This is a genomic window from Psychrobacter sp. S1-30-MNA-CIBAN-0213, assembly GCF_040309845.1.
In the GTDB taxonomy this organism is placed as follows: Bacteria; Pseudomonadota; Gammaproteobacteria; order Pseudomonadales; family Moraxellaceae; genus Psychrobacter.
The window spans coordinates 240052-254079 of sequence record NZ_JBEOPE010000004.1; the positions used below are offsets into that span (position 1 = coordinate 240052).

The 14028-nt window shown below is 39.6% G+C and carries 11 protein-coding genes and 1 pseudogene; 2 read left to right on the forward strand and 10 right to left on the reverse strand.

What is annotated here, in order from left to right; genetic code table 11:
* Positions 1-21 precede the first annotated feature (21 nt).
* Entirely contained in the window at positions 22-792 is a 771-nt protein-coding gene (locus tag AAEY87_RS06035; RefSeq protein WP_350656363.1) for an IclR family transcriptional regulator, read from the forward strand.
* 554 nt (positions 793-1346) lie between these two features.
* Here AAEY87_RS06035 and AAEY87_RS06040 read toward each other — a convergent pair.
* The 10 genes from AAEY87_RS06040 to AAEY87_RS06090 all read right to left on the reverse strand — a co-directional run bounded on the left by AAEY87_RS06040 (position 1347) and on the right by AAEY87_RS06090 (position 13409).
* Complete coding sequence (locus AAEY87_RS06040) at positions 1347-2687, reverse strand: short-chain fatty acid transporter (RefSeq protein ID WP_350656364.1); 1341 nt, start codon at positions 2685-2687, stop codon at positions 1347-1349.
* A gap of 142 nt (positions 2688-2829) precedes the next feature.
* Entirely contained in the window at positions 2830-4464 is a 1635-nt protein-coding gene (locus AAEY87_RS06045) for an AMP-binding protein (RefSeq protein WP_350656365.1), read from the reverse strand.
* A 112-nt stretch (positions 4465-4576) separates the two neighbouring features.
* Positions 4577-6481, reverse strand: coding sequence for a sigma 54-interacting transcriptional regulator (locus tag AAEY87_RS06050; RefSeq protein WP_350656366.1), 1905 nt, complete (start codon positions 6479-6481; stop codon positions 4577-4579).
* Positions 6482-6505: 24 nt separating this feature from the next.
* Entirely contained in the window at positions 6506-7273 is a 768-nt protein-coding gene (locus AAEY87_RS06055) for an SDR family NAD(P)-dependent oxidoreductase (protein WP_350656367.1), read from the reverse strand.
* A 10-nt stretch (positions 7274-7283) separates the two neighbouring features.
* On the reverse strand, positions 7284-8444 hold the full coding sequence (locus tag AAEY87_RS06060; RefSeq protein WP_350656368.1) for an acyl-CoA dehydrogenase family protein: 1161 nt from the start codon (positions 8442-8444) through the stop codon (positions 7284-7286).
* A gap of 4 nt (positions 8445-8448) precedes the next feature.
* Positions 8449-9159: a histidine phosphatase family protein gene (locus AAEY87_RS06065; RefSeq protein WP_350656370.1), complete on the reverse strand. Its 711-nt coding sequence runs from the start codon at positions 9157-9159 to the stop codon at positions 8449-8451.
* The gene (locus tag AAEY87_RS06070) at positions 9152-9493 is read right to left on the reverse strand and encodes a hypothetical protein (RefSeq protein WP_350656371.1); all 342 of its coding nucleotides are present in this window, start codon (positions 9491-9493) and stop codon (positions 9152-9154) included. The genes AAEY87_RS06065 and AAEY87_RS06070 overlap by 8 nt, the downstream gene beginning before the upstream one ends.
* Positions 9490-10482, reverse strand: a complete 993-nt coding sequence (locus tag AAEY87_RS06075) for a phosphotransferase family protein (protein WP_350656372.1) — start codon at positions 10480-10482, stop codon at positions 9490-9492. The genes AAEY87_RS06070 and AAEY87_RS06075 overlap by 4 nt, the downstream gene beginning before the upstream one ends.
* A gap of 1337 nt (positions 10483-11819) precedes the next feature.
* On the reverse strand, positions 11820-13085 hold the full coding sequence (locus tag AAEY87_RS06085) for a type II toxin-antitoxin system HipA family toxin (RefSeq protein ID WP_350656373.1): 1266 nt from the start codon (positions 13083-13085) through the stop codon (positions 11820-11822).
* 18 nt (positions 13086-13103) lie between these two features.
* A complete protein-coding gene (locus tag AAEY87_RS06090) occupies positions 13104-13409 on the reverse strand; it encodes a helix-turn-helix domain-containing protein (RefSeq protein ID WP_068035789.1) in 306 nt (101 codons plus the stop codon).
* 156 nt (positions 13410-13565) lie between these two features.
* Between AAEY87_RS06090 and AAEY87_RS06095 the strand changes: the two are divergent.
* Positions 13566-13907 (forward strand): annotated as a pseudogene (locus tag AAEY87_RS06095) (IS3 family transposase); the annotation flags it as partial.
* Positions 13908-14028 lie beyond the last annotated feature (121 nt).

Genomic DNA, 14028 nt, shown 5'->3' on the forward strand with positions numbered 1-14028 from the left:
GCTAGAGATATAAGGTAAGAGATGAGTAATACGAAAAAAAAGGGTTCAAGCGTTGAGCGCGTTTTACAGATAGTAGAAGTTTTAGCAAGCTCACAAAGACCGATGAGTGTTAGCGATCTAGCAGAAACGCTAGAGGTGCCTATACCAAGTATGTACCGATTATTAGATCAATTGCAGAGCCTTGGGTTTGTTCAATTAGATTTACCAGGGAAAGTAATGTGTGGGAAACGGACGTATAAGCTGGCCATGGACTTATGGCAGAACAGTCATTTTAAGACAGAAAGGTTGGCAATATTGCAGCAGCTTTCGGCGCAAATAGGGGAGACCGTAGGTATTGCAATCTTGCAAGATCTAGACGTGGTTTATGTGGATCGAGTATTGTCCGACTGGCCACTTCAAATATATTTACCAGTGGGAACTCATGTACCGGCTTGGGCAAGTGCCAGTGGCAAATTACTCCTTACACAGCTATCGGACGAAAAATGTGAACGTATTATTGAGAAAATGTCTATACACGCACTCACTACCAATACTCAAACGAATAAAAAGCAGCTTATGCAAACGATTGCAAAAACACGTGATACTCAAGTTGGAATAGATAATGAAGAATTCATTCCAGGTATGGTAGCGTGCGCTGTAATGGTTCCAAACAATGAACAGCAAGCATTTGCTACCGTGTTCACTCATGGTCCGACAGTTAGAAAAACTTTAGAAGAATTATTAAGCTACGTGCCTCTCATGCGAGAAGCTGCTGATGAGCTATCAGTTATTTTCAATCAAGACTATAGATAAAGTTATTGACGATAGAATAGGGTGATAGGGTAAGAAAAATTATAACTTACTCTTTATTAACTAAGATGAAATACGTTTCATGTGGCTTTAGCTAACGGGTAGTCTTTTCTTTTCATTATGGCTTGGACTTGAAGGCGTGAAGAGGTTTTAACAAGAAAGTGCGATTTTCTTGAACATTTAACAACCGTGTAGTGCTGCTGCTAGATAGCAAAAAACCCTTGTAGCGCGTGGCATACAAGGGTTTTTTGCTATCTGTGATGGTGCGCCCACCACGCAACGACTAATTATCTTAATTCTTTCAGAGGCGTTAGTAGATAAGCACTATATTCTCTGTTCGCCTTTAACAATTAAAGTTTCCTCTAGTTTTAAGGAATGAAAATTCTATTTGTATATCATTTAAATAAATGTGGACGGTCTAAGAGATAAGTCTCTGACTCATAAGCTGAGCAAGTAAATTATGACAAATAAAAAAGACATCACATTTAATGCGGTGTCTTTTTATGGTGTGGTATTTTAAGTAGTCATTTTAAGCGTGAGCTAACTAGGGTCTTTTGTTAAACCAGCAACCAAAGCCCGCCCATAATGATTAAACCTGACACCGCCAATACAATTAAGCAGTATCCCATAATGGCACGTGCGTCAAGCCCTGCAATACCTAATAATGGTAACGCCCAAAATGGTTGTATCATATTCGTCCAAGCATCGCCCCACGCAATTGCCATAGCCGTCACGCTAGGACTAACTCCAAGTGCTGTGCCAGCCGGTATCATGACAGGTCCTTGAACAGCGAATTGTCCACCACCTGAAGGCACGAAAATATTGACAATACCAGCGCTTAAGAATGCAAACACAGGAAAACTGTCTGCTGAGGCATTATTAATAAAAAACTCAGTAACCTCGGTACTAATAGAGATGCCATTGAGATTTGCCCCTGTCATGATTCCCATAATGCCACCGTAGAAGGGGTAAAGTAGTACAATTCCAGTGATACTACTGATGCCTGAGTTTACGGCCAAGTAGTAGCGCTCAAGGGTACCATGTGCTAGTAGCCCCATAAACAAAAATAGGCCAATTACGATATTAAATCCTAAGCTAAAGCCATTATTAGTAAATTCATTCACATAATACATGAGTGCAAGTGCTAGTAAGACAAAAGCAATAAGACGACTGTCATCCAGTTTTTGGGCTGGTGTATCATGTTCGGGTGCTTGATAAACCTTACTTTTAAGAATACTTGGATCGACTAGCGTTGGATTTTTGGGATGCATAAAGCTATTAAGTACGGGTATAACGACAATCAAAGTGACCAAGATAGCTAAATTATAAGGAGCGAATATGGTTTGCGTTAGAGGAATGGCTTCTGTCAGTACGTTTCCTGAGAGTTGTTTTAGCGTATCGCCACCACTACTCAATGCTAATGGGATTGATCCAGATAGACCTGAATGCCAAACCAAAAATCCAGAATAAGCAGCGGCAACCAATAATGGATAATCAACTTTCGTTACTTTTTTGGCAAGCGATCTGGCAAAGACAGCACTAATGACCAAGCCAAAACCCCAGTTAATCAAAGCGCCTGCCATAGCTACTAGAGTTACTATGATAATGGCTGCTTTTGGCGAATGTACTTTGTCAGCCATAGCGTCCAAAAAACGCTGAATGAAGGGAGCATTGGCGAGGGCATAGCCTGTTATTAAAATTAATGCCATTTGCATGGCAAAACCATGTAATGACCATAGGCCATTGCCCCAATGGCCTGCCATAGATAAAATATCTTGACCCGTTAAGATAAGACCGGCTGCAAACGCGATAATGGTGAGAATAATTGAGAAAACGAACGACGATGGTAAATAACGATTGACCAGTTTTACACTGGCATTGGTTAGCATAGCTAACATAGCAAACATCCTTGTAGTATTGATAGCGACCTTGATATAAAGAGCTGAACTTATTTAAATGATAAGCCGAGTGTTCTATTCAACATCTCTTTGATCGGTTGTCTTACATTTATATCAAACTCCTTTTGATATACTGTTTTTGTCAGTCTTCCATAAAATAATCGTAATATTTTTCCCTTAAAGTTTTTTTACTAATTTTTCCTGTGCCTGTATAAGGCATTTCATTGATTAAAATAGTCGCAGAGGGGATTGACCACTTATGTAACTTATGGGCTAAATACGTTTCTATTTCTACATGTTCGATATGCGTTGTAGGCTTCGTCACTAAGATTAAAAGAGGTCTTTCTCCCCATTTTGGGTGATTAGCAGCAATGACTGCAGCTTCAGCAACTTTCTCATGACCCAGCATGGCATTTTCAATTTCAACACTACTGACCCATTCGCCACCAGTCTTAATCATGTCTTTTGCACGATCAGTAATATTCATGTAGCCACGTACATCAATCGTTGCTATATCCCCCGTATCAAACCAAACCTTTGTGTTATTAGTTGTATTATCAGTCGTTTGGTTGCCACTATTATTGTTGTGATAGCTTTTGGCAACGTTATGTCCTCTAATTTCTAATAAGCCTTCAGATATACCGTTATGAGGAAGAAGTTCATTGTTTTTGCCTTTCAGCCTCATTTGCATACCAAAGATAGGTCTGCCGCATTTTAGAATTTGCGTCTTCGGTAGGCTTTTTAGATTGTCTATTCGATTACAAGCACCCATAGAGCTGGTTTCAGTCATACCCCACGCATTTTCAAGCGCTATGCCATAACGGCTTAGACTTTCAATTAAAGAATAAGAGGCCGCAGAACCACCCGAGATCGCTCGTTTTAAGGTAGTTTCAGTGATGTTATTTTCTTGAAGATGGTTTTTGAGCGCTGTCCAAATAGTGGGTACCGCCATAGAAACATCTACTGCTTGGGTTTGAATCAGGTTATAGACTTTTTCAATCTTTCCAGCAAATGAGTGGGGCCATACGATTTTTGAACCACATAGCACGGCATTGAAAGGCATACCCCAAGCACTGATGTGATATAAAGGCACAAGTGGCATAATGCAGCTGTTTTCGTCTAACCCCACTACATTAGCCATACTTAAAGTTAACGCGTGCAAAACTGTACTACGGTGTGAATACAACACACCCTTTGGAGCACCTGTCGTACCTGATGTATAGCAAAGACCACTTGCAGTTTGTTCCGGAATATCTGGCCAATCATAATCTGTAGATTCTATTGCAAGAAGTTCCTCATAGAACATAAATTCAAGAGGCGATTCTAATGTTGTATCTACATCACCGAGTACAATTAGGTATTTAAGAAAGGGCTGAATATGTTCATAAAGATCTTCAATAATATGTAAGCAATCTTGCTCAACAATAATGACTTCGTTTTGTGCAGATATGATAATTTGCAGTAATTGCTCATGGGGTAGTTTGGGGTTGATAGTGTGATAAATGCGCTCTGAACAAGGGATAGCATAATGAAGTTCAAAATGCTGATAGTTGTTCCATGCAATGATACCTATCGTAGCCCCTTTACTGACATGGAGACGATCTAAGCTATTGGCAAACTGCGCAACACGCGCAAAGGCATCTTCATAGGTATACTCGTGGGTCGTTATACCATCTGATTTGAGAGTCACGATTTTTTGCTCAGAATAAAGCGCCAAAGCGTGTTGCATGATAGAGGTAATGTTTAGATTACAATGCATCATCATTCCATTGATCATCTCTTTGTCCTTAATTAAGATGGTTGATAACGATGATGCAAATATAATGCCAAATTTTTTAACTATAAATATCAACAACTTAAATTTTTTAATGAGTTTCTGTTTTGAAAAATTATTTCAAATATGAAACGGAGCTATCCATTACTTTCATTTTACGCCATAGCGTTGTACGGCTAATTCCTAAATTTTTGGCAGCCAATTCTAAATTGCCGTCAACCTCTTGGAGCGTCTGCTCTATTAGTAGCGACTCTTGATTTATCTTGGCTTCTTTTAACACAGAAGTATGGTCTACTTTTTGAGTAGATGAAAAAAGTTCTGGCAAATGTAGAGATAAGAAATTCGGCTGGGTTTTACTTTCATCAAAATAAAACAGTACCTGTATCCTTTCTATAATGTTTTCTAACTCTCGAATATTCCCTGGCCAGTTATATTTTTTCAATAATAGTGGTAGGGTGTCTGGCAAGTCTTTAATCGATTTTTTATGCTTCTTTAGAAAGATGTCTGCTAACGTCAATATGTCTTCTGGTCGGTTTCTTAAAGGTGGTATTGATAATCGAAGGATATTTAGTCGATAGTATAAGTCCGCTCTAAAATTACCGTTGGCTACCAAACATTCTAAATCAGCATGGGTGGCGGCGATAATGCGAATATTAAGATGATGACTAGCAGTTGATCCTAAGCGATTGATTTGTCTTTCCTGTAGTACTCTTAAAAACCTTGTCTGTAAATGTAGAGGCATGTCACCAATTTCATCTAAAAACAACGTGCCGTTATGCGCAGATTCGATCAGCCCAATCCGTCCGCTTTTCTTTGCACCAGTAAAGGCTCCTTCCTCATAACCAAATAGTTCACTTTCTAATAAACTTTCTGGGAAAGAGGCACAGTTGATAGCGACAAATGGTGCCTTGCTGCGTTTGCTGTAATTGTGAATACTTTGTGCTAGAACCTCTTTACCTGTTCCGCTCTCGCCTGTGATTAGCACGGTACTGTCAGTCTTGGCATAGGCTTTTGCTAAGGTTAAAGTGGTTTTAAAGGTAACATTTCGAGTAGAGAGTTGGTTAAATTGGTAGCGGGTATTAAAATTTCTAGAAGATACTTTTCGAAACTCGCTGCTAGAATATTCTAATGCATTGAGTTCTTGGGCGCTTAAAATATAGCCATTAATATAGTCATTGTTCATCTCCAAAATATGAACCGCCAATTGGTCATTTCCAATATCAAGCAGTTGACGTGGATTATGGCGGCCCATATCTAAGTCTAAATTACCAAAGATATCTGCAGATGACTTATTTAATACGTCAGCAGGCGATTTTTTAAGTAACTCAGCCATAGATGTATTTATAAAAGAGATTTTTTTATTCTTGGTAATAAAACAAACACCTTCGTTCAAATGATTAAATATTTCAGTAAGGCGAATAATTGTAGACTGTTCTCTTCTTATCTTGTCTAGGCTTCTTAAGGCATTTGTAAGTAAATCTTTAAGCGATACAACCGTCATAGTCAATTGTCCGACTAGACCTTCATTAATTGCCAGCTCTACAGAGATAGGTGAGCCAATAACAGCATCAAATTTTTCATTCTTGATTAGTTGAATAGTTCTTTTAGCGTCGAAATAAGAATCATAGGTGAACTGTTTAATATCTAGTAAAAAAATTTCTGAATAATCTTCGAGACTAATTGTAGTGGTCGATTTTCCAAGTAAAGCAATACGTTTGTATTGCTTCAAATTAGAGATAGCTTGAATAACATCAAACATACCTGTTCTGATGACCTGAATCTCGATACTCAGTATTTCTTGTAGATAACTAGCCGTTGCGCCTGTACATAAAATAATTTGGCAACCATTGACGGTCAGTTGTTGCGCTACGGCTTCAACATCAGAAATATGACATTCAACAAAGCCGATATCTTGTGAATCAATCTCTAATATTGCTTGTTCGACCAAAGAACGAATTCCATTAATATTTGGGGTGTGAATATAAGTAAATAAAATATTAATGGGCTTATTTTGGGGCATTCTTTATATCCTTAAAAAATCATATTATATAGGGGCACAGCTGTGCCCACCATCTACCTTAATCTCTACGCCAGTGATTCCTTTACCTGCTTGTGATGCAAGCAGTAATAGCGCACCATCTAAATCTTCAAAATCAACAAATTTACGGCTTGGAATACGTTTTAGTAGCTGTTGCCCTAAGTCACCGGTTAGGTATTCTTCGTTAATATCAGTAATCATGTAGCCTGGCGCAATGGCATTGACGTTGATACCAAATCGAGCCAGCTCAACCGCCATGACTTCTGTCAAATGACGCAAACCAGCTTTAGAGGCACAGTATGGGCTAACGCCTAAATTGACTGATTCGGATAAAATAGACGTGATATTAATGATAGATCCTTTGTTATCTGAATCAATCATATGTTGAGCAATTTCTTGCGAGCACTGCCACGGGGCTTTTAAATTAGTGTTTACAATTTTATCCCAGTCGGCATCATTATATTTTAAAAAGCTTTTGGTATCACTGACTCCGGCGTTATTAATCAACACATCTATTTTGATGTTTTGGTCTACTAATGTGCTTAGCATCTGTTTGAATGCATGGCGGTCATTGACGTCCAAGATAAAGCTATGAACCTTAATATTATGACTTTGTTCAAGGCTTTCTTTGAGATGCTGCAATTTGTCAGCACTTCTGGCACAGATAATAACATCTGCACCTTTTTGGGCAAACAAAGTAGTAATATGTTTTCCTAAGCCGCCAGAAGCACCTGTAATAAGTACAGTTTTGTTGTTAACATTAAATAAACTCATTGTCCTCTCCTTATTCTTCTTTGCCTAATAGTTTTCTGGCGACACTCATTCTATGGACTTCGTTTGCTCCATCATAGATTCTAAATCCGCGAGCATCTTTAAAGATTTTGCAAACAATTGATTCATCTGTCATGGCTTGGCCCCCTAGAATCTGAACGCTTCTATCAATGACTCGCCAAATGCCCTCAGAGCTGATGACTTTGACCAAACTTGATTCGTAGTTGCCTCGCTGCCCTGCATCTAACACTTGTGCGCAGTAATGAATCGCCAATCTGGTGCTCAATAAATCCATTTCATTGTCTGCTAGCATAAAACCAACGCCTTGATGGTCGCCCAACCTCTTACCAAAAGACTGACGCTCTCTGGCATATTGTGTGGCAATGTCGTGCGCGCGCTGTGCTTGTCCTAACCAACGCATGCAATGGGTGAGGCGAGCAGGGGCCAATCGAACTTGAGCATACTTAAAGCCTTTACCGATTTCACCCAATACGTTTTCTTTCGGAATTCGAAGGTTGTCAAATACTAAGATACCGTGACCACCTGCAAAACAAGAATCCATGGCATTCATATTTCTTTCTAAAATAAATCCTGGTACGTCAGTATCTGTCAAAAACATGGACGCACTACCATCCTCCATTTTTGCCATAATAATAGCCAATGCGGCACCATCAGCACCTGTAATAAGCCATTTACGACCATTGATGACATATTCATCGCCTTCTAATACAGCCGTGGTTTGCAACATCGAAGGGTCTGACCCTGCACCTGGGCTAGGTTCTGTCATGGCAAAACAAGAACGAATCTCGCCGCTCACCATTTTGCGTAACCAACGCTCTTTTTGCGCGTCATTGGCCACTAGGTCTAATAGATGAATATTACCTTCGTCTGGGGCGTGAATATTCATAGCGATAGGGCCTAACGCAGAATAACCCGCTTGTTCAAACGCAATAGCTTTTTGCATATGTGACCAACCCAAACCGCCCATCTCGACGCTGGCGTGCGGGGTGAGCAATGTTGCTGCTCTGGCACGGTTAATCATGTCGGCACGTAGCTCGGAACTTGGGCCGTGGCTGTCTTGACGAAGGTCTAGCTCAAAAGGAATGATCTCTTGGGCGATGAAATCTTTCACCTGTTGTTGTAACGCTAACAAATCGTCTGATAATGTAATCATGTTTTTATTCCTTAAATCCATTGTTATTGACATACATGTTATAAACATCGTCCATGGCACTATTAAACAACTCTGTTTTAAACGGATTATAAATAGTAAAATTTTGGAGTTTGATACGTTTACGAAAAATGCGGTTATTTTTGACGTGTATGTCTAAAATGTTTAAACATCCATAATCTTGTTCTTGGGTATAAATGTCTGCTAAGTGGTTATCAAACATCCAGTTAATAATGATTCGGTTAACCACATCGTGAGACGATATCAAAATATTTTGGCGACTAGAATCAGACACGATAACCTGTTCAAACCATTCAATCACCCGACGACTGAAGGCCTCCCAATTTTCACCTTGTAAAAAATGCTGCAGTTGATTAGTTTGTAGTAGGTACGCTTCTTTTAACTCTGTTTGAGCCTTATCAGCTGGCACATCTCTGAGTCGTCCCGATTTAATCTCTCTAATCGTATCTACCGCTATCACTTCTTTTGAGGGTTGATATTGGGTTAATATTTCTGCTGTTTGTATAGAGCGTGGCATGGTAGATGAGTAAACATTTTCAAATGAGATGTCTTTTATACTTTCTGCCAGCAATCTAATTTGTTCAACACCTTGTGGCGATAATGAGGCATATTTTGGATTCACCGGTTTATTTTCTTCATCAAAATAAGCCACATGCCCGTGCCGTACCAAAAAAATACGCAGCCAAAAATCAGCCATGTTTCGCCACCTTAGGGTTGGTGATTTTTAGCGCTTCGTTATTGAGTGATTCTAAAATATTAAGCATGTTTGGGGCTTGCTTGCTTGCTCGAATATTTTGGCTCAATAGTACTAAGGCTTCTTGGTTATCTGCTATTGGCGCATCAAATGCTGATTGTAATATCTCATTAATGTTTGAGGCATAGTTTTCCTGTTCCAAAATATAGCTTTTTAATAACTCAAAGCTTTTCATAATCATCAATAATTCATATTTGTTGTTGGCTGTCGGCAACAGCTCCGTTTTGATAACGGCTTGACTGGTCTCAATTAAATCAATGAACGTTTGCTGTTTCATGCATTGTCTCCCAAAATATCTAAAATATTTTTCTCTAAGCCAGGCACCATAAACTCAGTCAATGCCAATTCTAAAGAAGGTGTTTGCATATTATTATTACGGTTTGACTGTTGTATGGCAATGATCGCCCAACGGACATGAGACAACAGATGCCAAAACTTTAAGTCAGATTCTGGTATATCAACACCGCAGACATCGGTATAGGCTTGCGCAAAATCTTCATAAGAGCCGATGCCGCCAGCAACATTTTTATCTTGACCAAAACGCCAGCACTTGGCTGTAAACCAGCCAATGTCTTCACGGCGATCACCCCACTGGGTGAACTCCCAATCAAGAATGCCTGAAATATGGTCGTTTTCAATCATGATGTTGCCGGTACGGAAATCTCCATGTACCAGTACCAGCTCATCAATGCGAGGCAAATTATCGGCAATCCAATTAATGGCATATTCTAAAACAGGGCGAGACGCTTGCAGCAAGTCTAGCTGTTCTCGAAAATACCGAATTTTATCCGCAAGATACTCATCTTTATTGGGCTTGGGTAAAAATGCTGTTAATTCATCATCAGACGGTACTTGATGAATGTAAGCCAAAGACTTACCAATATCTTGCGTGATATTTTTTCGGGTGTTGGCATCAGCCAGTCGAACCAATTTATGGCCCTCAGCCACCCCATTGATTTTCTGCATAATGAAAAAGTCACTATTCAAAAAATTGGGGGCCTGTGCGAAGTAGATTGGTTTAGGAACCTGAATACCTAATTGGTGTAACCGTGACAGTAGTTTATATTCTTGCTCACGGCCAGAGCTGACCGAAACACTGGCTTCTGAGTTTTTTCGCAAAACCAGTGCAAAGTTGTCATCTTGAATCAACCAGTTTTCTTGGATAGCGCCGCCGCTCATTTTTATGACTTTTAAGCGGTCTGTCACGGTTAAGTTGAGTTGGTTTTCAAGCAATTCTATTACTTGATGGATTCGCTGATTATCCATAACTATCCTTTTATTGAATTTATTGTTAATCGTTTACTATCAAGCAAATTACATGCCATTGTATTTTTTTATATAAATCAATCACTTAGTTTTTCCTTATGTTTCATGATTGAAATTAAGATTTTCATATACGAAATTTTTCAGTCTTGATCTACCATAATAATAGTCTCAGTTGAAATCTAATGGCTTGGTCTTGAATACGCTAGGATGCAGGTTTCCTTGCCTAGATGGAGCCGAGCCGTCCACCCAAGTAATGGTTTAGTTTATCGATGATTATAAAGATAATTACGGGACCCTATCCATCTGTCGATTAATACCGATTCGTCTATCAACTTACTAGCTTGCTAAAGACTTAAGAGACAACCCAGAAAAGCGCTCATTACGAAGTCAGCATGACGATTTTTATACTCGATCCACTATAAAATAAATACAGTGCGACTGGGAGAGATTTTGCGCAGCCTCTGTCTGCGTAGGCATAGCAAGAAAAATTTATACTAGTCGCACGTTATAATATTTGTACTTATTTTATTTAGGACTGACGATAGATTAGCGAGATTAAGCGTATGCAGTAGGGCAGTAAAGTTTGGTGGCAGATCAAGCAGATGGTATTCATGTGGCTTGCTGGACCTCGAGCGACTCATGCATAAACACCATCTACAAGGTGGTTGGCGAGGTAAGAATAAGGTTACTACTAACAATTGTGACAACCAGCTACGGGTTGATGACCTAGTAAACCGCAACTTTACGCCCATTGTCCTAACCAGCTATGGGTTGTGGACTGCACTTACATTCAAATAGATGATTATTATCGTCAGCCATGCTTGATTACGCCTGAGAGCAGTCATGACATTAAACGATTAGCGTGGTTTGAGGTGGTTTGTTTATCGAGATTTATTAGCGTTGCTCATCCCATGCTGTTTATGGAGATATATTAGAATGCGCCAAAGCAGCTTATCTATGAGCTGATGGGCTAGTATTAGATAAGCTTATAACCGTAGACTCACCGCATCATATACAAATGCGTCAGCTTGTAATCGATGTGATTAGTCTAGTGGCAGATGATGACATCGATTAGTCGGTAGTCTTTCCTTTTCATTATGGCTTGGACTTGAAGGCGTGAAGAGGTTTTAACAAGAAAGTGCGATTTTCTTGAACATTTAACAGCCGTGTATTGCTGCTACTAGATAGCAAAAAACCCTTGTAGCGCATGGCATACAAAGGTTTTTGGTATATGTGATGGTGCGCCCACCACGCAACGACTATTTACCTGTAGTTCCTTATTTATATAGGTCTTTTAAATTTACTTAATTATTTTAACAACATATTTAACAACTTTGTTAGACCTGTCCATTTACCATCCTATCAATATTGGCTTTTACATCATGCATAACTTGGTTTGATAATTCTTTCTCAATATCGTAGTTGTTAATAATCTTCAGAAAACCTTTGGCCACAGCTGTTACCTGCTCAATAATAGCAGTTGCTTTATTCTGCTTAATATCAGCAAGTTTGGCAAGTTTAAGTAGGTGCAGTGCAGTAGGATGCCGAGCTTCACCTGCTACATCCATTTGATGATAACCGTTCATACCTGAATTATAGGCGATATCATAAACGGGCGATAACGACCACCTGCCAGTCTCGTCCATCATAAAAGAAAAGTTCTTACTATGATCGTCTTTATTGTTAAAAATGACATTAAATACGGCATGCCTAAAACCCTCTTCTACAGCAGCTTGTGACTGGGTTAGCATACGCACACAGCGTAAATACTGCAAATAATCCAATGATGGAATCCGAAAATCGATATCTAATAAGCCAGCAAGTGTATGAATATGGACGCGCTGATTGCCCATGCGGTCAAAACGCTCAACCCCGAAAGCAGCATATTTTTCATCAATATCAAAATAATGATGCGCTGGCATGTTAAGGCCTGCTTTTTTTGCCATATCAGCATAAAGCGATTCTAATAGACAAACGGTTTTATGCTCCGACTGAGCAGGGAACTTAATAAGCCACGGAATTGCGGATGTATGTTCGCTTGTTAAGTCAGTAGTAATAAACTCAGTTGCTTCATCATATAAGATAAGTGCTTTTGGTCTTGCGCCTTGGGGGGAGCCGCCAATAACGATAAGCTCAGCCAGTATGTCACTATCTTGTCCGGATAAAATCGATTGATTGGCAGCGGCTAGTTTGGCTAAAGTGAAATCAGTGATGTCGATATCGGCGCCTGATAGGTCTTGTTGTGGCTCAAAACTCAGCGCTCCCATGGCTGAATTACCAATATACGCAAGGCGATCTAAGACATTAACGGGCGTAGCATGAGTCATTGTTTTTCGAAAGAACCTATCCATTAGCAACATTCCCCAACCATCAGGTAAGCTGTCTGACAATAATCCACATAGGTAATGGCTCGACGCATGAGTACCATAATAAGGTGCTGCTCGTAATGGCATTTCAATTGGTGACAGCTCCATTCCATCAGCCAGCCACGCTGCATCATAGCCAAAGGCAGGGCGTCGTCCGTCCATCGTTAATTTGCCGATAAGACGTTTGGCTCCAAATCCTTGATAGTAAATGTTAACAATTGATATCGGTTGATACATTAAAATGGCTACCTTATGTCAGCTTTTATTTGAGGCACGCAAGCGTGGATTTTGCTTAGCGATAACATCTTCTATGTTGGTAGGTGCCATATTGAACAATTCGGCAAAACTATTGACCATACCAAGGGCTAAAGCGAGCCTGATTATATTATCTAGTGTACCGCCTTGCCCTGATTCAATACGAGCTACGGTGCTGACACCGATTCCAGACCTCTCAGCTAAAGTTGCTTGAGTTAAGTTTAATGACAACCGCTGCGTTTTTAAGCGTTCACCTAAAATCTTGGCAATCTCACTTGGAGTATAAAAATCAAACCTTACATTCATAATTTAATCAATCATATAAGAGCGTTAAGTCACTATTTTAACATTTAATGATTCAAATATGAATGCTTGTTTTTATAAAATAAATGATTATCAGAAAAATACTTGATTTCTTCAAGAGCGGCCATAGCGTTAGGACAATATGGTTTCTTCAGCATAGCCCAGTATTGTAGCTACGCGTATCACGTCATCAAGCAACATCATTTTAACGGCTCAATGAGCGGCAAAAACAACTGCTTTGACAATGCGCCAATAGAGAATTTCTGGGGCATGTTGAAGAATGAGATTATGTATCACCAAGACTATAAAAAAAGGTTTACAGCGATCAACGAGATTACACAATATATCGAGCTTGAGTACAATGAGGGGCGATTAGCAAATCACTGCTTTGCAGCGACGCAAGACAAGAGCTATGCTCGCAGTGGGACTAGGATTCAAAAGGGTTTGGACTATAGACCGCCAAGACAGGTGTCGTCTGACTTTTACCGTCAGGCTGCGTAACTAAAATCTCCCAAGTTTGACTGTACGGATTTGACGGCAGGGGTCATTTTCAAACTACAATACAAATCTGTAAATTTACCCTGCATAAGTAAAATATTTATTCGCTTATTTGTATCAGTAC